This window comes from Thalassotalea sp. Y01, assembly GCF_012932945.1.
GTDB lineage: Bacteria > Pseudomonadota > Gammaproteobacteria > Enterobacterales > Alteromonadaceae > Thalassotalea_A.
Map to the genome: position 1 here is coordinate 170,322 of NZ_JABBXG010000007.1, position 24,719 is coordinate 195,040.

The window sequence follows — 24,719 nt, forward strand, 5'->3', positions numbered from 1 at the left end:
AGTATATGAATAGTTATGAATATGCCGTATTATACTCGCAGCAGCACAAGAATGAAAATTATCAATCGGTAGGCAAAGAAATGGCAGTAGATGTAAACAATCTAGTATGGTTAGATTTGGAGATGACCGGACTTAATCCTGAACAGGATGTTATTCTTGAAATTGCCACAATTATTACCGATGCCGACTTAAATATCCTTGCCGAAGGTCCGGTATTTGCCATTCATCAGTCTGACCATGTGCTCACTAATATGAATGAATGGTGTATTAAACAACATGGTGCAAGCGGTTTGACCGAACGTTGTCGCCAATCAACAACGAGTTTGGCAGAAGCGGAACGACAAACCATCGCATTTATAGAGCAGTATGTTGATAAAGGCGTATCGCCAATGTGTGGTAATTCTATAGGGCAGGATCGCCGCTTTATTAATGCCTATATGAAAGATTTTGAACAGTGGTTTCATTACCGCAATGTAGACGTCAGTACCATCAAAGAATTGGTGCGTCGCTGGCAACCAGAATTACTCGATAAAGTGAGTAAACAAGGCACCCATTTGGCGCTTGATGATATTCGTGAATCGATAGCCGAATTACAAACTTACCGTAAATGGGTCTTTAAAATTTGATCGGTTAGCGTTGTGCTGTTGCAATAAATTGCACAAACACGCAAACAGATCGATAATACCAAATATAGATAACAATGGATTGTGATTTATTTTTGACCAAGAGTTGCTATTATGAGGTTAGCTCTTGGCAAAATTCGTCACCTATAAAAATAAAAATAAAGGATTTGTGGCAATGACCGACACCACATCGCATTTAAAAACCCCCGGTATCATCGTATCTAAAGCCGTGATATACCTCGGCCTGTTGCTGGCAACCATGGCCTTGCTGGTTGGTACCTCTTTGTGGCTATACAACCAACAAGCCAATAAAGCGCAGTTTCTTAAGCAACAACAAATCCCATTTATTAAAAATAACGCTCAGTTAATGAAAAGCGTAGCCGAACTGGAAAACCAGCTGGTGGCGCAGCAGTTAGCAATACGTCATCAGCAATTGGAACAACCCCTAGAAGATTTAAAAGTGGCTTGGGAAGAAATTGTTGAGTTGAGTAAGCATCATGTGGATATGGTCAATGATAATCTGCGTGATAATAATGCCGAAGAAATAGCGGCCACCGCGCAATCTTTTGCCAACGGTTACAAACGATTTGTTAACTTGGTTGATGATCTGATCTTAATCCGCCAATCGCGCAATAATCAATACAATGCCAACGTTGCTACCTTAAAGGAAATTGTCCACTCGGTAGATTTGTTACGTAACGCTAAGTTAAATGAACTGAATAGTCAGTCGTTTGCATTTGTGAACAAACAGAGTCGAGTACAAACCCAATCATTGAATGAAATGTTGGCGGTGATGAATAAAGCGCAATTTTATCAGCACATTTATCAAGAATTACTCAAGGTAGAAAATCAGATCACAGCCTTGTCGAGTATGGTGACCGCGCATAAATTCAATCAAGTCTCGACTCAAATTGCCAACCTTACCCGTAATATCAATAAAGAGCTGCATTCACGTAAAGCCGATCCCGATCTCGAGCAGGTACAAGATGATATCGCCGCTATTACCAATCAGTTAATGGGCTCTGGGCAATTGTTTGCCAAATGGCGTGACGAAAACATCACCACCGCAAAAGTGATTGAGCAATTACGTGATTACCAAAGTTTCTTAGCGGAAACCGTCGACTTAATTGAAAAACCAAATTTTTATGACTTACCGGAATTTGAACTTAACCTGCCTGTATTCAGTGTCAGAGTAAAAGAATCCACCATGATGCCGGTAGCTTTTTTGTTTATTTTGGTGTTATTAAGCTTTAGCTCGTTTATCGCTTGGCGTTTGTTTATGTTGGTGACGCGCAGTTATAAAGCCGGTGCCAAATATATGGACTCTGAGCATGAGAAAGAAAAGGCGGCGGAACAAGCCTTGTTGAATGTGAAGGTCAAAGAAAAGCAACAACTTGAGCATATTCTTGATGGCGTTGCTAAGCCAAAGGAAGCAACAGAAAACGCCGGTGTTAAAGAGATAGATTTTGAATCTGAGGAAAGTTCACCAAGCTTTTATAAGGTTAATAATTTGGTGATGAATCTGGATAAATTTAATCAGTATCATGGCAGTGCTGAAATGGCGGTTTATATGTTGGATGACTACATTGAGCGCAACAATAAGAACTTCGCTAAATTAAAAGAAGCGCTGGCTCATGAGAATTTACCTCAGGTTAGTCAAGTTAATAATGCCATTCTTAAAATAGCTAACATCCTTTCGGCGCCGCGCTTAATTAAAGTCTGTGAGCAAATGCAGAGTGTCTGTCAGCGACAAAAAATGCATCAGGCAATTCCGCTGTTAATTGAAATGAACTCAGCGATAAAAGAAGTTAGTGAGTATGTCGCTGAAGCCTAACGAAACCGAAGCTAGCCACATAAAAAAACGCCCATAAGGGCGTTTTTTTATGGTAAAAACAATGTTGCTGAGTGTTTAGCTTTTGCGACTCTGTTGGTAGACTTCACTCGCCACAAATTCGTCGGTACTGATCATTTCACTGAGCGCTTGCTCATCAAGTTCAATGGCAAAACGTTTCTCTAATACGTTGATGGTCGCCATGGCCAGTTTAAAGTCTTTATCTGCTATTGCTGAGACCAGCAATACGACATAACTTTCCACCAAGTTTGGCTCATTAAAGATGGCTTGGTGAGACAGTTTAATCGATGTCTTGTGGTTGTTTAACTCACCGTAAATTGCCGCCTTTTCCAACAGCATGACTGAATTGTCGCGAATTTGCAGTGGTGCTGAGTCAAGTGCTTTAAGAGCAAGTTCAAGCTTACCCTGCTCAATCAACAAGCCTTCAAAGCTGTAAGGCAACGTATCCATGCGAGTAAAGTCGTTGATGACGCGAGTAACGAATGTTTTTGGCAGCCAATTGCTATGCAAACTGATAAGGCGAATATTTAAATCCTGAATAAACGGCAGCGCCATTTGCTCAGCAGATAAACTGTCGTAATGTTTAAGTACATTAACGCCGTCTTTATTGCTGGCTGACATCAACAGGCCCTTGAAGGCGTCTTCAGCCTGACATACGGGTTTCGCATCGGTTTGGCAAAACTCAATATCGGACACGCGATTTAAGAACACAGTGGTACTGTACATGGTCGATAAATCGTGGGCATCAATGATTTTAAAGCTGTTTTTATCTATCTCTAACTCGACAAAGTGAAAGCCGTCATCGCTATCACCGCGAAACAGGGTGCGTACCGTGTTTTTATCCAGTTGGCGGGTCGATTGATAAGACCAGAATACTTGTGATTCCATAAATAGATTAAAAATGCTGTTGGCATACGCTTGTTGCCAATTCGCGCCAAAGGTTTTTTCAATACGACTTGGTTGGCGCAGCTTTAATGCTTTATTGCTTGAGTATAGGGCTTTTAATGCGGCTACATCTTGTTGTTGTAACAAGGCTTCAACATGCATATTAAATTGAAATACATTTTGGTAGTTCACTTGTTGAACGGGTGTTGTTACCGTCTCAGTTGATTTACAACCGGTAATCGCCAGCAATGACAATACGGCAATAATTTTTAAGGTGTTATTCATCTTATTCGCTTCCCATCGATTTTTCGTTGAGCATTTCCATCAAGGTTTGCATTTCGTTGATACCTGGGTCTTGCATGACTTGTAAAATGCTGCGGTAGTAACCGAGATAATCGTCAACTTCGTTAATATCACGGACAAACGTACCGGCATCTTGAGCTTCAATATGATTTTTATGGTTACGATACTTGGTGTGGTAAGTCAGGGTACGACTGTCTTGTGTTAATACCGCGCTAAAACTGAAATAGTCATTGTTGACTGCCACGTTTTCCATATCACCAAACTGAATAAACTCAGGGAATTGCATACTGACTTTATGATCGACATTAAGTGGCCAGTGCAACCAGAAAGGGTCTTGTCGTTTTACTGTGGTTGGTGGGTTCACATACGAGGCCAGATAATCAGCGACTAACGAAAACTCTGCATCTTGTTCACTGTATTGCCAGTATTCCGGCACAAGATATTGTTCGGTTAAGGTTATGCGGTTATTGTCACGATCATCATTAATCTGCATTGGCTTGGCAGAGACAATCAGAGGATGTTTTTTGGCATAGTAGTTTAGGTATTGACGCTCAAGTTCGTCAACGCCGCTGGAAGCTAAACGATAACGCAAATATTCTGCTTCACGATTGTTAAACGTCGTTGTAATTTGCCAGCTAATCGGAGAAAAATAATCAACCGCAATTTTTTTCTCTTCAATGGTCACTTCAGACAGGTTGTTCATGGTTGGCTTAGCGTCACTAAGTTGACTTGTTTGCGCATCAACAATTAGCGCGATGCCATAATCAGGCTGGTGCAAACTTTGGTAACTGCCGCCTTGATAGTTTATGGTCGGGTCGATCCAATATTGTTTGCCATCAACTTCGGCTTTCACAATGACATGGTTAAATAGTGAATGAGTTGGTAGATAATCGCGCACATTGTGTTGCATATCGGTAGACACAAGTGCCGGTGATGCCTCGATACCAAGCTCTCTAAAGATAGTGGTTAGCAACAAAGTTTTATCTTTACAATCGCCATAACGATTATTAAATACTTCATTAGGGGCATGCGGTAAATGTGAATTCTCGGCAATTTCAATACCGAAATAACGGACTTCATCTTGCACAAATGTGATTGCAGAATCTATTGCCTGCTCGCTTGGCAATTGCTTAAGTTCGTTGATGTAGGTTGCTAGTTCGCTATTGCTGTCAGGCTTAACGCTAAACAATTCATCGGCCCATAGCGCTACTTGATTCCATGACTGATAACTGCTTAGTTGCAGATACGGGTATGGATTGTGCCAGCTTGGCGCATTGTCATCCATATGTCGTTTTTTGGTATTGGCCAAATCTACAGCCAAAACTTTGTATGTTGGATGGGGAATGGTTTTAATTTCAACAGAGCTATCAGATACTTTGCTGTATATCGGCATGTCTTTGTCGAGAATAAAGCGATAGCGCACCTGGTTAATTGCAATAGACCAGCCTAAGCCACTGATATAAGAGAAGTTATTTTTAAATACTGGGTTGCTACCTTCAATGGTAAAGCTGTAATCGATGATATCACCAACTCGCGCATCTTCTAATACCAACAATGCCGCAACTTGGCCGTTTAGGATTTGGCTGTCTTGCTCTGTCTCGTCATTAACAACGCGAATTTTACTCATATCCAGTTTATCGATCACTTTACCGTTACGGATAATATTGATTTGATGGATAAGCAGGGTTTCATAATCCGGGGCAAAACTGATGCGAATATCGGCGTTTTCAGCGACGCCAGAGGTATTGTTGAGGCGATAACTGTAGCGATAATATTTTTGTTTTTGCTCAAGCGTGTTATTTACTTGGCGGTCAAGCAATAGATAGGTGAGCTGTTCAAACGGGCTGTTCTCAACCTCACTGTCGAGGCTAAATTGATCAACCCAGGCTGGGGTTGATTGTTTAATTGGCGCATCCTTGGCAAACACCTGATTACTGCTCGCAAGCAAGCAGATAATGGCGCACAACATGGGCGCCAGAGTTTTTCGGGTAAGGCTCATGATAATCCTAATCTGTCTGTTTTTAATTATTTTTCTGTACAGTGACCTTTGGGGTCGAGGTCTTATTTGAGCACAATTAGGGTTAAAAAGTAAGCGTAAAATTACAAAAAAGGCTATTGATAATACGCTTGTTTTTGTAGGATAAAGCCGTATCTGGCTAGGGCAATCGCCTAGTGCTAGGCGTCTCTTGGTAAACCTTTCTCTATGGTTCGAATCAGGCGGGCTGTTAACCGCGATTCACCTTGTTGTCGTTGCTGTTTTTCGCTTTGTTGGCTCAATGCCCAATCGATGTGCTCTTGCACCATGGCACTGTTGTTGTCGCTTTGCTGCAGCGCGGTGACGATGTGTGCACTGTGTGGGGCATTACCTAAGGCAACAGCAATATTGCGCTGCCAACACTCAAAGCCAATACGTCGAATTGGCGAGCCCTGAGTATTGTCGAGGAATTGCTGCTCATTCCAAGCAAACAGTGCTAATAATTCTACCGAATCAAAGTTGTTACGAGGCTTGAAGTCATCGACACTGGAAAGTTGGCCAAACTTGTTCCATGGACAGACTAATTGGCAATCGTCACAGCCATAGATTCGATTACCAAGTAATGGTCTAAATTCAATAGGGATGGCGTCACGCAACTCAATGGTGAGATAAGAAATACAACGTCTAGCGTCTACCACGTAAGGTTCAACGATGGCTTGCGTAGGGCAAATTTTTATACAGGCGACACAACTGCCGCATTGGTTGTCACTTTTGTTGTCTTGCGGTAATGGAATATCAACCAATAATTCACCCAGAAAAAACCAAGAACCAGCCTCTTTATTGATCAGCAATGAATGTTTGCCAACCCAACCAAGACCGGCTTTTTCGGCTAACGGTCGCTCGAGCACCGGCGCTGAGTCGACAAATGGTCGAAAGTTGAGTTGCTGGCAATACGCTTCAATTTTCTCGCCGAGTTTCTTTAGACGGTTACGCATTAGCTTGTGATAGTCACGGCCTAACGCGTAACGTGAAATGTAGGCTTTATTGGCATCATTTAGGGTGCTGGCAAATTTAGCATCTTCAATCAGATAATCCATGCGTGCTGAAATCACCCGAATGGTGCCAGGCAATAGTTGCTCGGGGTTAGCACGCAACTCTTGATGGCGTTGCATGTAATCCATACCACCTTGATAGCCTTTGTCTAGCCAGTTTTCTAGGGCTTGTTGATGGCTACTTAGGTCGATATCGCTTATGCCTATTTGGGAAAAGCCAAGTTCTTTGCCCCAAACCTTGATTTTTTCAGCAAGTTCTTGATAGTTAATAGATATCGAATCAGTCATGGAAAGATTTAGGATGTTATGTTGCCAGTAAAGTTAGCCTCAAGCATACCACAATATGCCTATCGGGCAGAAACCATTAGACAACAAGAGGCCATCGTTGCTCGAGAGCAAGGCGTTAGTATGTGGTCGTTAATGCAAACAGCAGGGGGGGCTGGTTTCCATTTGTTGCAACAATTATGGCCAAAAGCGAATACCATTTTGGTGGTGTGTGGCAGTGGCAATAATGCTGGTGATGGTTTTGTTCTTGCAACGGCGGCATTAAAACAAGGTCTGCGGGTGTATTTGCATAGTCTACAAGCTATCGAAAATTACCATGACGACGCGGCGCTAGCTTGTCAGCAGTTTTTAAAGGCTGGCGGCAGTATTTGCAAGATAAATGATGTTGATTTTCAACGCGTTGATGTTGTCATAGATGCGCTGCTAGGTACTGGTATCAAAGGCCAAGTGCGGCAAAATTATCGAGACTTAATCGGTCTGATTAATAAGTTGGCGCAGCCCGTGCTTAGTTTAGACTTGCCTTCAGGACTCAATGGTGAAACCGGCCAACCGCAAGGTGACTGTGTACAAGCCGATGCCACTGTGACCTTTATTGCTGTTAAACAAGGTTTACTAACTGGCCGCGGCATCGAATTTTGTGGTGATATATATCTAGCCGATTTAGGTTTAGCTAAAGCCTTTAATGCCATGGTTACTGCCGATGTGCAGTTATTGGCTCCACCGTATGTACCCGAACTAGAATCTCGCGCTTGGTCAGCGCACAAGGGAAGCTCTGGTACGGTATTGGTTGCCGGCGGCAACCAAGGATTTTCAGGTGCGGTGAGACTAGCGGCAGAAGCAGCATTGCGCAGTGGCGCAGGTTTAGTAGCGGTTGATTGCCATTCGACAATGCAGAACGTGGTGAGCAGTCAGCGCCCAGAGTTCGTTATGGCGGATGCGACTGCGAGTGATTGTCATAATCAGCGTTTACTCAACAAAGTTGATAGTATCTGCCTTGGCCCCGGACTTGGTTTGGATCAGTTTGCCAAAGCGCGTTTACCGTTATTGGCCATGGATAAAGTTCTAGTGGTTGATGCTGACGCCTTGACCTTACTAGCACATCAACCGATGACTCGGAAAAATTGGGTATTAACACCGCACCCCAAAGAAGCTGCTACCTTGTTGGGGTGTAGCGTTGCCAAAGTGCAACAAGACCGATTTGCAGCGGTCAAAGCGATTGCTGATAAGTATCAAGCCATTTGTGTGTTAAAAGGTGCAGGCACGTTAATTAGCGATGGCCAGCAGGTATTTATCAATATGTCTGGTAATCCGGGGATGGCTGTTGCCGGTATGGGCGACGTATTAGCTGGAATCATCGCCGCGTTAGGTTTACAATCGCAGTCTTTATTTAAAGCGGTTCTCACCGCTGTCTATATTCATGGTCGTGCTGCTGATATTGCGGCGTTAGACGGTCGCAAAGGCATGTTGCCTTCAGACTTATTTGTGTATATCCGACAGCTGGTTAATCAACACTAAGATTTGGTCAAGGTTTATCAATAAATGGCTCTTTCTCTGAGTAAAACGTTACGCGACGAACAACAAACTGTAGCGTTCGGTGCAACATTAGCAGCGGCATTGCAAACACTCGATTTGCAAAGTCTGGTGGTGTTTTTACATGGTGACTTAGGTGCAGGCAAAACCACTTTAACCCGTGGCTTTGTGCAAGCAATGGGTCACAATGGCAATGTCAAAAGCCCAACCTACACCCTGGTTGAGCCTTATGAGCTGCCGCCATGGCATATTTATCATTTTGATTTATACCGCTTGGCTGATCCGGAAGAGCTTGAATATATGGGGATTCGAGATTATTTTTTACAAAAGTCTTGCTGTTTTGTTGAATGGTCTGAAAAAGGGGCTGGCCTTTTACCACCAGAGGATCTTATTATAGACTTATCATATAATGGTCATGAAAGGTTGATTAACGTCACTGCCAACACCTCTGTTGGTGAACTAATCCTTAAACAATTGACCTAATAAACAATAAGATAACTATAAGAATTAAGGTCGCTGAGAATGAAAACACGTATTGGAACAATACTGCTGTTGTTGTTTTCCTTATGCAGCTTTACTGCGTTTTCACAAAACATGATAGAGAGTGTGCGTATTTGGCCATCGCCAGATAACACTCGAGTTGTGTTTGATTTAAGTGAACAACCCGATTATTCCTACTTTTTTCTGAGCAATCCTAATCGTTTGGTCATTGATTTTAAGAATACCGACAACATAGCCGCACTTGCTAACTTAGCAAAAAATGACAACCGTATTAATAAAGTTCGCACCAGTAAGGGCAAAAACAGTAAGTCCGCTAGGATCGTGCTTGATTTAAGCAAAAGCTTCAAAGAGAAAGTGTTTGTGTTGGCGCCGACCGGTCCGTATGGCAATCGTCTGGTTGTCGATTTGCACGATAAACAATCCACTAAAGTCGTTAAAAGTAAGCCTAAACAGAAAAATCGTGATGTCATTATTGGTATTGATGCCGGTCATGGTGGTGAAGACCCAGGTTCGATTGCAAAAAATGGCACCTACGAAAAGAAAATTACTCTGGCGGTAGCGAAACGACTGCAGCGCATCATCAATGGCGAAAAAGGCATGAAAGCGGTGATGATACGTACCGGTGACTATTTCGTTAATCTTAATAAGCGCACCGAGCTGGCGCGCAAGCAGCAAGTCGACTTTTTGGTGTCAATACATGCCGACGCATTCCACAGTTCAAAGCCTCGCGGGGCGTCGGTTTGGATCGTAAATGATAGTCGTGCTGAATCGGAATTATCGAGATGGCTAAAGCATCGTGAGAAAAACTCTGAGCTACTTGGCGGAGGTGGTCAGCTGATCAAGGCAACCAATGACGATAATCTTGCGGTATTTTTAGCGGATCTCACCAAAGATAAATCACTGGAAATCAGTGATCGCATCGCTCGTAATGTCATTGCCGAATTAAAGAAAATTACCCGCATGCATAAAACTAAGCCGCAAAACGCCAGCCTAGCGGTGCTTAAGTCATCAGACATTCCGTCGATGCTGGTGGAAACGGGCTTTATTTCTAATCCGTATGATTTCAAAAATCTGATGTCGAAGAATCATCAGGAAAAGCTAGCCAAAGCGATGTTTAAAGGCATTAAGCAGTATTTTACTCGCTATCCACCACAAGACTCATTGTTGGCAAGCATACAGCCGCAAAAGCACAAAATCAGTCGTGGTGAATCGTTATCGGTCGTTGCACAACGCTATAACGTGTCGGTGAAACAATTGAAATTAGCCAACAACCTGAAATCTGACGTGGTGCGTATAGGCCAGACTCTGACTATACCTCGAGTAAATTAATGACAATTAGTATCCTTCCTGCACGCCTGGCGAACCAAATTGCCGCCGGCGAGGTTGTCGAGCGTCCGGCATCTGTTGTAAAAGAATTGGTTGAAAACGCAATTGATGCCGGAGCGACGAAAATTGTTATCGATATTGAAAAAGGTGGCAGCAAGCGTATACGTATAACTGACAATGGTCATGGTATCGAAAAAGATGAACTGACCTTAGCCTTGTCTCGTCATGCCACCAGTAAAATCAAATCATTGGATGATCTTGAAGCCATTGATAGCCTAGGTTTTCGCGGCGAAGCGTTAGCCAGTATAAGCTCCGTCTCACGCCTTACATTAACCTCAAAGCCGGCAGCGCAGCAAGCGGCATGGCAAGCGATCGCCGTAGGGCGTGATATGCAGGTCGATATTAAGCCTGCTGCGCACCCTGATGGTACCACCATTGATGTCGAAGATTTGTTTTTCAATACACCGGCAAGACGAAAGTTTTTGCGTACCGAGAAAACCGAATTTTCTCATGTTGACGAAGTGATTAAACGCATCGGTTTATCGCAGCTGCAATTAACTTTGATTCTTAATCACAATGGTAAAACCATACGCTCTTATCGTTCTGCTCAAACCGATAAACAAATTGAAAAACGTATTGCTGCGGTATGTTCTCAGGGGTTTATTGATAACGCTTTGCCTTTGCAATACCAACATTCGGGTATGCGTTTATGGGGGTGGGTAGGCTCGCCACGTTATGCACGTAATCAAAATGATTTGAGCTACAGCTATGTTAATGGCCGTATGATGCGCGATAAATTGATAAATCACGCCATCCGTCAAGCATATGGTCATCGTTTAAGCAGTGATGTTTATCCGGCATTTGTACTGTATTTTGAATTGAATCACGGTGATGTTGACGTCAATGTCCATCCGGCGAAACACGAAGTTCGCTTTCATCAGGCGCGTTTGGTGCATGATTTTATTGCCGCAGCCGTTGAGCAAACATTACAAGATGACGCATCACTAGCTCTTGATACCGAAACCGGTGAGTTACTTAGCGTTGATGCGGGAGCAACAAGCGATCCCCATGGCAATCGTGATTATGTGCAACCATTGCGTAATGACACTAATGCCACACCTTATCAAGCCACATCTTATCAATCGCCATCGACAACGCCGTCGTCAGCTCGCTCAGCGACAGCAAGTGCTGGGCGAAACTATCGCGACAAGATCAGCGACCAAGCAGTAAGCAACTATCAAAAATTGATGTCGCCTGCTGAGCGAGTCGCTATTGCAGAAAGTGATTTTGACCACTCTGATGACTCAAATGCTACGCCGGCAACGAGTCCATCACCGGCTATGCCGCCAGCGACTAGCCAACCACAGGTTGCCATTACCGCGGATAGCGATATTAAGTTGTTCAGCGTATTAGCCGACCACGTGTTATTACTAGAATGGCAGCAAAGTCTGTATTGTTGTAATTTCAAAGCACTGCGTCAGCAGGTGCTTCATTACCGCTTAACCAGCCGTTATCCACAAGGCTTGGTATCGCAACCATTGTTATTGCCGGTTGCTGTTAAGTTGCAGTCAAGCCAAGTTAAATTTATTGCTAGCAACATTGCCAGCTTTGAATTTATTGGCGTGCATCTCAGTGTCAATGGCAGCAAAGTCGTCATTCGCCAATACCCCGCACAACTGCGTGAGCAAGACATTAGCGACAGTTTTATCGAGTTACTGACGATTTTGATGACCAAGCAAGAGCTTGCGGATAACGATTGGATGACGGCAATTGCTCAGTTAAAATGCAGCCAAAACTTCGACCTTGGCAAGGCGGCACAATTGTTAGTCGATGTTAATCAAATACAAAACTTTGATCTTTTTACCTACATGCGCTTGAATTCAAAGGCAGTAGACCTTACATCAGACATTCAGTCGTTATTGTCTTAATTGCAGAGCAAGTTCATGAGCCAACGTATACCGGCAAGCGATAAACCGCCGATTATTTGTATTATGGGGCCAACCGCCTCAGGCAAGACCGATCTGGCTTTCAAGCTCAGTGATGTATTGCCATGCGATATTATCAGTGTTGATTCTGCGTTAATTTATAAAGGCATGGATATTGGCAGTGCCAAGCCAACCCCTGACGAATTGCAACGTTATCCGCATCGATTGGTCGATATCATCGACCCTGCACAGAGTTATTCTGCAGCCGACTTTTGTCGCGATGCGAAGCGTGAAATCGCTGAAATTCAAAGTAATGGTCGTATTCCGATATTAGTCGGCGGAACCATGATGTATTTTAAGAGTCTGTTAGAGGGCATTTCACCATTGCCAAAAGCTGACCCTGCAATACGAGCTGATATTGAAGCGTTAGCACAGCAGCACGGTTGGCAACATGTACATCAGTTATTGGCGGATGTTGATTCGGTATCGGCTGAACGTATCCATCCAAATGATCCACAACGACTAACACGTGCGTTAGAAGTATATCGCATTAGTGGTAAATCGCTGACCGAGTTAACCGCAATAAAGGGTGACACTCTCGAAGGTGATATTTATCAGTTTGCGATTTCTACGGACCAACGTAGCGAGTTGCATGAGCGCATTGAATTACGTTATCAAATAATGCTTGAACAAGGTTTTGAGCAGGAAGTGAAGCAATTGATGACTCGTGCTGATTTGCACCAAGATTTACCGTCGATACGATGTGTTGGTTATCGACAAATGTGGCAGCACCTAAATGGTGAATGCGACTATGATGAAATGGTGTTTCGCGGTGTGTGCGCAACACGACAATTAGCCAAGCGACAGTTAACATGGCTGCGCAGTTGGCAAAACCTGAACTGGCTGACAACTAATGATCCTGACAACCTTAAAAAAGTCATGGATATCATAGGTTTTAAGGCTTAGTTAAAAAACTTTTACGACTTAGCTTATTGATTAGCAAAGTTAAAATCTTCGTGTATACTTAAATGGCTCGGTGTATTTATGACTTACCCGTGAACCATGGAGAGTCATCTAGTTTGATGATTTCGTTGAATATTTAAGTGTAAGTTAATTGGATTAACAATAACAATAAGGAGCCAAACTAATGGCGAAAGGGCAATCATTACAAGACCCGTTTTTAAATGCATTACGACGTGATCGAATTCCAGTAGCTATTTATCTTGTAAACGGTATTAAATTACAAGGTCAAGTAGAGTCTTTCGATCAGTTTGTTATTTTATTAAAAAATACTGTAAGCCAGATGGTCTATAAGCATGCAATCTCAACGGTTGTGCCATCGCGTGCAGTCAATACAGCACCGGTTGATGGAACTCAGCCCGCGGAATAATTAAATGAAAATGAATTGGAGTTGCTCATTTGTTTGATAGACATCAAGCAGGTGAGCAAGCAGTACTTGTTCACATAGACTTTCCCCAAGAAAACGCTCGCGAAGATTTATCAGAATTTGAAATGTTGGTGTCCTCAGCGGGCGTCAACTCTTTAACCGTTGTCAGCGGTAAACGCGATAAACCTCATCCTAAATTTTTTGTCGGTTCAGGCAAAGCTGAAGAGATCCGTGACGCTGTACAAATGTATAATGCCGATGTGATATTGTTCAATCATGCTTTGTCACCTTCGCAAGAAAAAAATATTGAAGCTTTATGTGAATGTCGAGTCATTGACAGAACCACGTTGATTCTTGATATATTTGCGCAACGAGCGCGTACTCATGAAGGTAAGTTGCAAGTTGAATTAGCGCAATTGCGACATATCAGCTCGCGCTTGATTCGAGGTTGGACTCACCTTGAGCGGCAAAAAGGTGGTATTGGTTTACGCGGTCCTGGTGAAACACAGCTGGAAACGGATCGACGTTTACTGCGCGAACGTATGCAAACCATACGTGGTCGTTTAGAAAAGGTTGAAAAGCAACGCCAGCAAGGGCGTCGAGCGCGTGAACGAGCAGAAATACCAACAGTATCACTGGTCGGTTATACCAATGCCGGTAAGTCAACCTTGTTTAATCGCATCACTAATGCAGATGTTTACGCAGCGGATCAATTGTTCGCTACCCTTGATCCAACCTTGCGTCGACTCCATATAGAAGATGTAGGGCGGATAATTCTCGCAGACACTGTGGGCTTTATTCGTCACTTACCGCATGATTTGGTTGCTGCCTTTAAAGCGACGTTAACGGAAACGAGAGAAGCGCATCTACAATTGCATGTCATTGATATTGCTGACGATCGTCGCGCAGACAATATTGCTCAGGTTGAGCAAGTGCTGCAAGATATAGAAGCCGATGACATTCCACAGTTGTTAATTTGTAACAAAATTGACAAGTTTGATGATGTTGCGCCGCGTATTGACCGAGACGAACAAGGTAAACCGATTCGTGTTTGGTTGTCAGCACAAGCTAACTTGGGACTTGAGTTACTGTCCCAAGCATTAACTGAAGTACTGGCAACTGATATTGTTGAATATCGCCTTAAAATACCGCCTACAGCGGGTAAATGGCGTGGTACCTTATATGAGTTAAATTGCATCAAGGACGAACAGTATGACGAACAAGGTAACTGTTTATTAGATGTAACATTGCCTTTACGGGAATGGAATAAATTGTTGAAAGCTGGAAAAACCGAACTGGAAACCTTTATCCAGCACTAAGCTACTGATAAGATTAAAACTTACTATACTTGATTATAGGCAGGCGAAAGTCTGACTAGAGAATAACAATTGGGTAATTACGGAGACCATAATGGCGTGGAATGAACCGGGGAAAAATGATAATGATCCCTGGAAAAATAAAGGTGGGCGCGATCAGGGGCCACCAGACCTAGATGAATTATTAAAAGACCTAGGCAATAAATTTGGTGGAATGTTTGGTGGTAAAAAACCTGGCAATCCGGGCGGTGGCAGCAGTTTTTCTGGTTTTGGCGCCAGTTTGGTGGTCATCATTGCATTGGTTGTTTGGGCTTTTAGTGGTTTTTATACCATTAAAGAAGCTCAAAAGGGCGTTGTATTGCAATTTGGTGAATACAATACTCTCGTGGATCCAGGTATTCACTGGCAACCGACATTTATTCAAAAAGTTATCCCAGTTGATGTGCAAACAACACGTAATATCGCAGCGAAAGGCTTTATGCTAACCGAAGATGAAAATCTGGTCAGCGTAGAGATGCAAGTGCAATATCGTATTATTGACGCGCGTAATTACCTATTTAATGTTACCAATGCTGACAACAGCCTGGAACATGCGTTTGACAGTGCCATCCGTTATGTAATCGGTCATTCTAACATGGACGAAGTACTAACATCTGGACGTGAACAAGTACGTCAATCGGTATGGGCTGAGCTTGAGAAAATCATTGAACCGTATAATTTAGGTATTTTGATTTCCGACGTTAACTTCAAGAATTCTCGCCCGCCAGAGCAAGTTAAAGACGCATTTGATGATGCTATCGCGGCTCGAGAAGATGAAGAACGTTTCATTTTGGAAGCTGAAGCATATGCTTTATCAGAAGAGCCAAAAGCACGTGGTGAAGCCAAACGCATTGAGCAACAAGCACTAGGTTACAGCGAGCAGGTTGTTCTTGAAGCACAGGGTAATGTTGCTAAGTTTAATAAATTGTTGCCAGAATATCAGGCGGCACCTGAAGTAACACGTCAGCGTTTGTATCTTACGACTATGGAAAAAGTCTATTCAAACACCTCGAAAGTTATGGTTGATGTTGAAGGTGGGAATAACATGATGTATTTGCCGCTAGATAAAATTATGCAGCAACAATCATCAAACTTACCACAAACCTTTAAACGTGAAGTTGCGCCGTTAATTCAACGCAACCCAACGCAAGGTCAAAACTCTAGCGTTAATTCAAGTTCATCGCGAAACGATCGCTTTAACCGAGGAGGAAACTAATCATGAAAAATTTCTCTTTAATCGTATTGGTTATTCTCGGTTTATTGACCGTATCATCGGTATTCGTCGTTAATGAAATGGAACGCGGTATTGTCTTTCAATTTTCAAAGATCAAACGTGATAGTGGTGGTGAAGTAAAAATTTACGAGCCAGGCTTACACTTTAAGATTCCGTTAATTGAACGTGTCAATAAACTTGATGCCCGTATCCAAACATTGGATGACCGTGCTGACCGGTTTGTTACTGCTGAGAAAAAAGACGTATTGGTAGACAGCTACGTGAAATGGCGTATTGTTGATTTCCCAACGTTTTACGTTCGTACCAGTGGTGGTGATCTTGCCAATGCTGAAGCACTATTAAAGCAAAAAGTGAATAACGGCCTACGTACTGAGTTTGGTGCTCGTACCATTAAACAGATCGTATCCGGTGACCGTGACTCGCTGATGGAAGAAGCCATGCTAAGTGCTGAGTCGAGTAAAGCTGAACTTGGTATCGAGGTTATCGATGTGCGTGTTAAACGAATCAACTTACCGGATGAGGTAAGTGAGTCTATTTATCAACGTATGCGTGCTGACCGTATTGCGGTAGCAAAAGAACATCGCTCGAAAGGTCGTGAGAAAGCGGCGGTAATTGAAGCTGAAATCAATAAGAAGATTGCCGTTCTATTGGCGACTGCCCATAAAACGTCTTTTGAAGTACGTGGTTCCGGCGACGCATTGGCTGCTAAAGTCTACGCTGATTCATTTAATCAAGACCCAGAATTTTACAACTTTGTTCGTAGTCTTGAAGCGTATGAAAAGAGTTTCAGTAATAAAGGAGATATCATGATCGTTAAACCAGACAGTGATTTCTTCCATTACTTAAAAGACAATAAAGCAAATAGATAAACCCAAAAGCCCACTTCAATGTGGGCTTTTTATTTGTGCCTCGTTACGTTAGCCTATTCACTATATTAATAAAAATATCGATGAAAGCTCATGACTATTGAAATTGTGCTTATTGCCTTTGCCTTGATGCTGATGTTTGAAGGTTTAGGACCTTTACTATTCCCTAACCGTTGGCGCAATTTTATGATGCAATTGGCTAAGGAAAAACCAACCACAATACGGCAAATTGGTTTGGTTTTAGTGACCATTGGCGCGGTATTGTTTATGGCCAATTATTAACAATTTGTAGAATACTCACCGCGATAACTCTAAGTTCTTACATTTGTTAACCCCACCGTTAACAATTTAACTACAAAAAAGTTCATAAAACAGATGATCTAGACCCGCGTATTTGCTAAGATCCCCGCCTAATTTTCTTTCCGATTTGCAAAATATATTATGGGCAAAAACGTCGTTGTTCTAGGCACCCAATGGGGTGATGAAGGTAAAGGTAAAGTTGTTGACTTATTAACGGATAAGGCGAAGTACGTCGTTCGTTATCAAGGTGGTCACAACGCAGGTCATACATTGATCGTTGACGGTGAAAAAACTGTTCTCCACTTGATTCCATCAGGGGTATTACGTGACAACGTAAAATGTCTGATCGGTAACGGTGTTGTTTTATGTCCGACAGCCTTGATGAAAGAAATCAACATGTTAGAAGAGCGTAACGTACCAGTACGTGAGCGCTTACTAATCAGTGATGCTTGTCCTCTTATTATGCCGTACCACGTTGCGTTAGATAATGCTCGTGAAACAGCTCGCGGCTCTAAGAAAATCGGTACAACAGGTCGTGGTATCGGCCCAGCATATGAAGATAAAGTAGCCCGTCGTGGTCTTCGTGTAGGCGACTTACTAGATGCTGAATCATTTAAAGCGAAGTTAACTGAAATCATGGAATACCATAATTTCGTATTAACGAGCTACTACAAAGCAGAAGCTTTGGACGTTGAGCAAGTGTGCAAAGATGTTATGGCTATCGCGCCGACCATTATTGCTATGATGGACGATATCAGCGAAACCTTAGATCAAGCACGCAAAAACGGTGAGTCAATCATGTTTGAAGGTGCTCAAGGTACCTTACTTGATATCGACCACGGTACATACCCATATGTTACCTCTTCAAATACCACGGTTGGTGGTGTTGCCACAGGTTGTGGTTTTGGTCCTCGTTACCTTGACTATGTATTAGGTATTACCAAAGCATACACGACTCGTGTTGGTTCAGGTCCATTCCCGACAGAGCTAAACGATGAAGTCGGTCACCATTTAGGTACTGTTGGTCACGAGTTCGGTGCAACTACCGGTCGTGAACGTCGTTGTGGTTGGTTTGATGCCGTCGCTATGCACCGTGCAGTACAAGTTAACTCTATTTCTGGTTTCTGTTTAACCAAACTAGATGTATTGGATGGTCTAAAAGAATTGAAGATTTGTACTGGTTACAAAACTCAATCAGGCGATGTTTTGACCGTGCCACCAATGGCGGCTGAAGGTTACGAAAACATCACTCCTGTATACGAAACCATGCCTGGTTGGAGTGAGTCGACTATTGGTGCAACAACGGTAGAGCAACTACCTGAAAACGCACGAGCTTATATCAAACGTCTTGAGCAAGTTTGTGGTGTTCCAATTGATATTATCTCGACTGGTCCAGATCGTGTAGAAACCATGATTTTGGTTAACCCGTTCGACGAATAATCATTTCGTTATAAGAAAAAGCCGGCTAATGCCGGCTTTTTTGTTTGCCTAGTTTGTTAATTAACGACCTGCGTCTCATTACTTAGATATCGTTTTCGGTATAGATGCCAATCATTTGTCGCGGCAGGTTCTCGACATACACCATAGCGAAATGACGGTAAAAAATATGGCCAGTGATAGCGTAAATCGCTAAACCAAAAACACTCTTGCTCCTTGCTTCGGCTGTACTGCAAAAATACCGGGTACACCGCAAAGTCTCTAAAGCCCTGCATTAGGGGATGCCGCCAAGCATTAACGATATTGACATCATCACTGCTGGCTGGGTGATAAGTGTGTTGCCATTGCACGCGGCTTCCATCACGGCTTAATTTGCTGTTGATATCGTTATAACGGTCAAGGTAACCCGACTTGCCTAGGCTTAAGCTAAGTTGTCTTGCCACTTTGTCATTAGCCAGACGAATATAGCTGTATTGCAAACCATTATCCTGCTGCGTTATTGCCAACCACAGCAAAGGTGAAAACGGTTGTGGTAACAACACCGTGCTTTTGCTCACCCTGCTATTACTAATCGTGCTGCCACTAGCTAACTGTGAAGGTTGCTTGCTTAGTAATGTGAGTGTGTATTGCTTGATGCCGGCAACCAGCAATAAATAACTTAGTGGCACAGTCCAAATCGCATGTCTTGCCATCTTATTTTTTGCCATATTAATGGCGGATGTTTTATTACCTGTTGTTGCTTGTTCTAGGTTGGTGTTGCTATTGCGCCAATCATAGCAACAATAAATAAGCAGACCGAGCAAACAACTGCCAGTGAAATAGCCATCGATGACAAACAATAGTGAAAAGCTGACTTTATAGCTGCTTAGCGGTGCAAACCACTGCGTACCATATACCGTCAACGCATCCAGCAGCAGATGTGACATGATGGCAGTCAACAGCAATGTGTAGAGCCATTTTCGGTTGATGCGAACCTGTGCAAATAGGTACCGTTTGCAAAGTAATAATAGACCCATAAATAGGTAGGCCCATAGTGGTGCTAGTACAATAGAATGACTCTCTGCTCTATGCCAATAGGCGAGGAATTCTAAAGGATGAAGCCAAAATAATAGATAATCCAGATCAGGCAATAACGCTGCTACCGCGCCGATTGCGCTGCATTGCCATGAGGCAAGTCGATTATCATCTTGTTTGTGCTTAAACCATTGGCCAACACCAGCGCCAACGATTGCATGGGTTAATGCATCCATCAACGAATCAGCTATAACTGCCGAGTGTCGGCATGAACAATTCGGGACAACATCTTTGCTAAGCGATGCCTTGTGCGCTCGTGCCCAGGACTTTTGTCATGGATAAAATGGGCAAAACTGAACAAGTAACTCGCGGTGACGCTAATTTCAATACATATTCGGTTAAGCCCTTGTTGGCGAATGTTGGCAATATCGATAAACCATTGCACCGTGCGGCTTACTCTGGTGACGCCGTGTGCTTGTAAATGGATGTGCCCAGGTTCAAATTTGTACGCCATGATCGCTTTTAACACCGCCTTGTTGTTAGGTAAGGCTTCAAACCAGGTGATAATGGCGGTTAATAAACGCTGCTGTGAGTTTTGCTGCTGAAAGGTGGGGTTGTCATTTAGCGCCAGCATTGCATCGTCGGCACGATCGAAAATGGCTTCGGCAATAGCGTCTTTACTGCGGAACAAAGGTTTAATCTGCACCAACGGCAGCTTTAGCTCATTACTGATATCATGCATTGCAACAGCTTGCCATGAACGTTTGCTCGCTAATTGCAATGCGGTATCTATGATCTGTTGTCGCCGCTCCATTTCGTTAGGCATCGACATTTACGCTCGATTGACACATTTGCTATTAAGTATAGAAAACAGTAACTCATTGAGCGAAACATTAACGACACGGCAAACCTTAGTTATGTTTACTTATCACTGTAACCCCAAGGTGCACTTGGTGGTGTTACCGGCTTGTTTAAGTCAAAATCGACGCGAAACTCACGGCCATGACGAATCAAACGATACGAAAAGCTTTCTGGGTAGATAAACATTTGCCAAATATTGTCGTTCGATTGTGGGATCCCTTGGGCAACAAACATTTCTTTTGAGTATTGGTCCGCAGGGAAAGATTGAACTTGCGGCCAACCTGCATCTTGGCTGTGACCACCATACATAGTCAACGCGTCATTACTGCCATCTTTGTGTCGATGATCATGCTTTAACGACAAACCTGAGCCGGTTTTGGTGACAAGCCAAGTACGTGATGAGTCATCGCCAACATGAAATGGAATTTGCAGCTGACTATCGCTGCATTTGCGCACGTGCATGATCAGCGGTTTATTGGCAAATGCATCACTGTCGCTGTTATCGACAGTAACTTTTCCTGCAAATGCTTTACCACAGTGCTGTTTTATCGCATCAAAAAATGCATCTTGGCTAGTAATCGATACCAAAGGCGCTTCGGCTATGTTTTCTGTCGCCATCGTTGAGCTGGTAATTAACGTCAATAGGCAGGCAATGCTGATGGTAGATTTGTTCATATAGGTTCTCTTAAACATGAATTGCAACTGTCAACAACGGTAGCGGTTTACGCTGTCTTTGGCAACATAATAACCATAAACAGCGCACCGATATGGCAACAGGTTTTGTTATTTATGCAGGCCAATAAACTAGATATGCAAGGTTCAATATATGCGTAAATCATTTGTTACTAATAACGCTTTCTTATAACAAAATAGCCATTAAAAAATGTAACCCTTGTGAAAGTTTTCAGGTAACATTCACTATTCTAACTAAGCTTAAGCTACCCTTGTCTTTCTAAAGGAATTCGTCAATGACAGATCTGCGTCAACAAGCCCTCGATTATCATGAACAGCCTAAACCAGGCAAAATCAGTGTTGCATTAACTACCCCTGCCGAAACGGCGGATGATTTGGCTCTTGCCTATAGTCCGGGTGTCGCAGAGCCGGTACGAGAGATTGCAGAAAATCCAGATAATGTCTATCGCTATACAAACAAAGGTAATACGGTTGCGGTCATCAGTGACGGTACGGCGATTTTGGGTTTAGGTAATCTAGGTCCATTGGCTTCTAAGCCTGTTATGGAAGGCAAAGCATTGTTATTTAAGCGCTTTGCTAATATTGATTCGTTCGACATTGAAGTTAAACACAATACCATTGAAGACTTCGTTAATACCGTGGCGAATATTGCGGATAGCTTTGGTGGTATTAATCTTGAAGATATCAAAGCGCCGGAATGTTTCGTTATTGAAAAAGCCTTGATTGAACGCTGTAAGGTGCCAATTTTTCATGATGATCAACATGGTACCGCCATTGTCACTGCTGCAGGCATGCTTAATGCGTTAGAAGTACAAGGTAAACAACTAAAGCAAGCTCAAATTGTATGTTTAGGTGCTGGCGCTGCGGCCATTGCCTGCATGGAATTATTGATCACTTGCGGCGCTCAGCGTGAAAACATTTACATGCTAGATCGCAAAGGTATCGTTCATACCCGCCGTGATGACTTAAATGAGTATAAAAAATTATTTGCCAATAACACCGATAAACGCACCTTAGAAGATGCCTTAGAAGGGGCGGATGTGTTCGTTGGTGTATCAGGTCCAAATCTATTATCAGCTGAGCAATTGCAGCTAATGGCTGCAAAACCAGTTGTTTTCGCTTGCTCGAACCCAGATCCAGAAATCAAGCCGGAGTTGGCACATGCTACTCGTGATGATTTGATTATGGCAACCGGCCGTTCTGATTATCCAAATCAGGTGAATAACGTGTTGTGCTTCCCATTTATTTTCCGCGGTGCTTTAGATGTACGTTCTCGCCAAATTAACGATGCCATGAAGGTTGCTGCAGTTGATGCGATTCGAGAGATTGCCAAATTGCCTGTACCAGAAGGGGTGTTGCATGCGAGCGGTTGTAACAAACTTGAGTTTGGTAAGGACTACATTATTCCTAAACCTATGGATCCAAGACTATTGGCCAACGTTGCCTTCGCTGTCGCCAATGCCGCTGTTGAAACCGGCGTGTCGACCATAGACTTGCCTAAAAACTATATGGGTATGGGCAATAGCTAGTAAGTTAAATTACAACAATAAAAAAGCGCTGATATCAGCGCTTTTTTTTATTCAATGAATTGACATCAATGATGTTTAATCATCGTTCTCGAAGTCTGAAAAGTCGGTGATACCATTTTCTTCCAGCACTTTACGCACACTTTCAGGTAACAAGTTTTCGTTATCTTTCGCCAAATCGTTATCGCTTGGCAATGGTTGCCCGGTGAACGCGTGCAAAAACGCCTCACATAACAACTCACTATTGGTGGCGTGACGTAAATTATTTACCTGACGGCGGGTACGCTCGTCGGTCAATACTTTTAATACTCGCAGTGGAATAGATACGGTGATCTTCTTCACTTGCTCACTTTTTTTGCCGTGTGGCGCGTATGGATTAATGTACTCGCCATTCCAGTCAGCCATTTTTGCTCCCTAATAACCGTTTTTTAATTATATCTGGATGTTTTTACTCAGCTGATCAAATTGTACTGGATATGTTGTTTGAGTCAACATCTATAAGCAAAGATGTATAGATGGCTAAAACTTCTTGACCTGAGTAATTAATCCGTATAGATTTATAGACGTCTAAACATCTAATGATAAATACGGTAACAAAATTATGAAACTCGATAAATTAGCGACCATCGCGGTACAGGCAGGAATAAACAGTGATCAGCATCACGGAGCTGTCGTGCCGGCGATGCATTTATCGAGCACCTATAGCCTCAAAGGATTTAACGAAAAACGTCAATTTGACTATTCGCGCACGGGTAACCCAACGCGTCAAACGCTGGCCGAGGTTATTGCACATTTAGAAGGTGGCAGCAAAGGGGTTATTACCAGCACCGGGATGTCGGCGATTCACCTAATTTGCCAACTGCTCAGCGCGGGTGACAGATTACTGATACCGCATGATTGTTATGGCGGCAGTTACAGATTGTTTGTCCATCTAGCCAAACGTGGTCAATTTGAATTAGATGTCGTTGATCAAACCGACAGTCAAGCGCTAGCCGACGCCTTAGCCAAAAAGCCAAAACTGGTATTGGTTGAGACACCAAGTAATCCATTGTTGCGTTTAGTGGATATTAAAAAGGTTTGCGATGCCGCCAAGCAGGTAGGCGCCTTAATTGCCGTGGACAACACGTTTCTATCACCCTTATTGCAGCGCCCATTAGAGCTAGGTGCTGATATTGTTATTCATTCAACCACTAAGTTTATTAATGGTCATTCAGATATTGTCGGCGGTGCCGTTGTCACTAAAGACCCGAAATTAGGCGATGATCTGGCTTGGTGGGCAAATTGCATTGGTATTACTGGCAGTGCTTTTGATGCCTACCTGACTTTACGCGGCATCAAAACCTTGCCTGTACGTTTGCGAGCCCATCAGCAAAATAGCCAAGCGGTGGTTGCGTTGCTTACCAAGCACCAGGCTGTCGAGGCGGTTTATTATCCTGGCCTGTCGACACATCCTGGCCATGAGATAGCTAAAGCGCAACAAGCCGGTTTTGGTTCAATGTTGTCGTTTGATATTAAAGGCGATGAAAATCAGGTTCGTAAATTCTTTGCCGCTTTACAGTTGTTTACACTAGCCCAGTCTCTTGGTGGCGTAGAGTCTTTGGCTGCACACCCATCGACCATGACACACGCGGGTATGGATATAGCTGCACAAAAAGCCGCAGGTATCTCACAAACACTGATTCGCCTGTCTATAGGCATTGAAGATGCTGACGATATTGTTGCTGATTTACAGCAAGCCCTTGATGCTGCATATACTGCACCTAGTGATAAAGCCGGTGAAGGATAAGTC

General features: G+C 43.1%; 22 protein-coding genes. 15 read left to right on the forward strand and 7 right to left on the reverse strand.

What is annotated here, in order from left to right:
- Positions 1-80 precede the first annotated feature (80 nt).
- The gene (gene orn / locus HII16_RS11780) at positions 81-626 is read left to right on the forward strand and encodes an oligoribonuclease (protein ID WP_169130473.1); all 546 of its coding nucleotides are present in this window, start codon (positions 81-83) and stop codon (positions 624-626) included.
- 172 nt (positions 627-798) lie between these two features.
- The gene (locus HII16_RS11785; RefSeq protein ID WP_169130375.1) at positions 799-2,457 is read left to right on the forward strand and encodes a hypothetical protein; all 1,659 of its coding nucleotides are present in this window, start codon (positions 799-801) and stop codon (positions 2,455-2,457) included.
- Between the two features lie 75 nt (positions 2,458-2,532).
- On the opposite strand, the gene HII16_RS11790 is transcribed toward HII16_RS11785, so the two are convergent.
- The 3 genes from HII16_RS11790 to queG all read right to left on the reverse strand — a co-directional run bounded on the left by HII16_RS11790 (position 2,533) and on the right by queG (position 6,978).
- Positions 2,533-3,645, reverse strand: a complete 1,113-nt coding sequence (locus HII16_RS11790; RefSeq protein WP_169130376.1) for a hypothetical protein — start codon at positions 3,643-3,645, stop codon at positions 2,533-2,535.
- A gap of 1 nt (position 3,646) precedes the next feature.
- A complete protein-coding gene (locus HII16_RS11795; RefSeq protein WP_169130377.1) occupies positions 3,647-5,662 on the reverse strand; it encodes a DUF3857 domain-containing protein in 2,016 nt (671 codons plus the stop codon).
- 176 nt (positions 5,663-5,838) lie between these two features.
- A complete protein-coding gene (queG, locus tag HII16_RS11800) occupies positions 5,839-6,978 on the reverse strand; it encodes a tRNA epoxyqueuosine(34) reductase QueG (protein ID WP_169130378.1) in 1,140 nt (379 codons plus the stop codon).
- Positions 6,979-6,999: 21 nt separating this feature from the next.
- Between queG and HII16_RS11805 the strand changes: the two genes are divergently transcribed.
- The 11 genes from HII16_RS11805 to HII16_RS11855 all read left to right on the forward strand — a co-directional run bounded on the left by HII16_RS11805 (position 7,000) and on the right by HII16_RS11855 (position 18,839).
- On the forward strand, positions 7,000-8,490 hold the full coding sequence (locus HII16_RS11805; RefSeq protein WP_211183505.1) for an NAD(P)H-hydrate dehydratase: 1,491 nt from the start codon (positions 7,000-7,002) through the stop codon (positions 8,488-8,490).
- Between the two features lie 24 nt (positions 8,491-8,514).
- The gene (gene tsaE / locus HII16_RS11810; RefSeq protein WP_169130380.1) at positions 8,515-8,988 is read left to right on the forward strand and encodes a tRNA (adenosine(37)-N6)-threonylcarbamoyltransferase complex ATPase subunit type 1 TsaE; all 474 of its coding nucleotides are present in this window, start codon (positions 8,515-8,517) and stop codon (positions 8,986-8,988) included.
- Between the two features lie 39 nt (positions 8,989-9,027).
- Entirely contained in the window at positions 9,028-10,335 is a 1,308-nt protein-coding gene (locus HII16_RS11815; RefSeq protein WP_169130381.1) for an N-acetylmuramoyl-L-alanine amidase, read from the forward strand.
- Positions 10,335-12,260, forward strand: coding sequence for a DNA mismatch repair endonuclease MutL (mutL, locus tag HII16_RS11820; RefSeq protein ID WP_169130382.1), 1,926 nt, complete (start codon positions 10,335-10,337; stop codon positions 12,258-12,260). The genes HII16_RS11815 and mutL overlap by 1 nt, the downstream gene beginning before the upstream one ends.
- A 15-nt stretch (positions 12,261-12,275) precedes the next feature.
- Positions 12,276-13,223, forward strand: a complete 948-nt coding sequence (miaA, locus tag HII16_RS11825; RefSeq protein WP_169130383.1) for a tRNA (adenosine(37)-N6)-dimethylallyltransferase MiaA — start codon at positions 12,276-12,278, stop codon at positions 13,221-13,223.
- Between the two features lie 181 nt (positions 13,224-13,404).
- Positions 13,405-13,647 (forward strand): RNA chaperone Hfq, encoded by a 243-nt coding sequence (gene hfq, locus HII16_RS11830; RefSeq protein WP_135438918.1) that lies wholly within the window; start codon positions 13,405-13,407, stop codon positions 13,645-13,647.
- Positions 13,648-13,676: 29 nt separating this feature from the next.
- Positions 13,677-14,963 carry a ribosome rescue GTPase HflX gene (gene hflX, locus HII16_RS11835; RefSeq protein ID WP_135438919.1) on the forward strand — a complete coding sequence of 429 codons (1,287 nt, stop codon included), beginning with the start codon at positions 13,677-13,679 and terminating at the stop codon, positions 14,961-14,963.
- Between the two features lie 91 nt (positions 14,964-15,054).
- On the forward strand, positions 15,055-16,215 hold the full coding sequence (hflK, locus tag HII16_RS11840; RefSeq protein ID WP_169130384.1) for an FtsH protease activity modulator HflK: 1,161 nt from the start codon (positions 15,055-15,057) through the stop codon (positions 16,213-16,215).
- Positions 16,216-16,217: 2 nt separating this feature from the next.
- The gene (hflC, locus tag HII16_RS11845; protein WP_169130386.1) at positions 16,218-17,102 is read left to right on the forward strand and encodes a protease modulator HflC; all 885 of its coding nucleotides are present in this window, start codon (positions 16,218-16,220) and stop codon (positions 17,100-17,102) included.
- Between the two features lie 90 nt (positions 17,103-17,192).
- Entirely contained in the window at positions 17,193-17,381 is a 189-nt protein-coding gene (locus HII16_RS11850; RefSeq protein WP_135438922.1) for a DUF2065 domain-containing protein, read from the forward strand.
- Between the two features lie 159 nt (positions 17,382-17,540).
- Positions 17,541-18,839: an adenylosuccinate synthase gene (locus HII16_RS11855; protein WP_169130387.1), complete on the forward strand. Its 1,299-nt coding sequence runs from the start codon at positions 17,541-17,543 to the stop codon at positions 18,837-18,839.
- A gap of 56 nt (positions 18,840-18,895) precedes the next feature.
- On the opposite strand, the gene HII16_RS11860 is transcribed toward HII16_RS11855, so the two are convergent.
- The 3 genes from HII16_RS11860 to HII16_RS11870 all read right to left on the reverse strand — a co-directional run bounded on the left by HII16_RS11860 (position 18,896) and on the right by HII16_RS11870 (position 21,353).
- On the reverse strand, positions 18,896-20,086 hold the full coding sequence (locus HII16_RS11860) for a metal-dependent hydrolase (RefSeq protein WP_169130388.1): 1,191 nt from the start codon (positions 20,084-20,086) through the stop codon (positions 18,896-18,898).
- 11 nt (positions 20,087-20,097) lie between these two features.
- Positions 20,098-20,682 carry a TetR/AcrR family transcriptional regulator gene (locus tag HII16_RS11865; RefSeq protein WP_169130389.1) on the reverse strand — a complete coding sequence of 195 codons (585 nt, stop codon included), beginning with the start codon at positions 20,680-20,682 and terminating at the stop codon, positions 20,098-20,100.
- A gap of 89 nt (positions 20,683-20,771) precedes the next feature.
- Complete coding sequence (locus HII16_RS11870) at positions 20,772-21,353, reverse strand: hypothetical protein (RefSeq protein ID WP_169130474.1); 582 nt, start codon at positions 21,351-21,353, stop codon at positions 20,772-20,774.
- A gap of 326 nt (positions 21,354-21,679) precedes the next feature.
- On the opposite strand from HII16_RS11870, the gene HII16_RS11875 reads away from it, so the two are divergent.
- A complete protein-coding gene (locus tag HII16_RS11875) occupies positions 21,680-22,933 on the forward strand; it encodes a malic enzyme-like NAD(P)-binding protein (protein WP_169130390.1) in 1,254 nt (417 codons plus the stop codon).
- Positions 22,934-23,008: 75 nt separating this feature from the next.
- Here the strand turns inward: HII16_RS11875 and metJ are convergent, their stop codons facing one another.
- Positions 23,009-23,335, reverse strand: coding sequence for a met regulon transcriptional regulator MetJ (gene metJ, locus HII16_RS11880; protein ID WP_135438927.1), 327 nt, complete (start codon positions 23,333-23,335; stop codon positions 23,009-23,011).
- 196 nt (positions 23,336-23,531) lie between these two features.
- Here metJ and metB point away from each other — a divergent pair, with 196 nt between their 5' ends.
- Entirely contained in the window at positions 23,532-24,716 is a 1,185-nt protein-coding gene (gene metB, locus HII16_RS11885) for a cystathionine gamma-synthase (RefSeq protein ID WP_169130391.1), read from the forward strand.
- Positions 24,717-24,719: the final 3 nt, after the last annotated feature.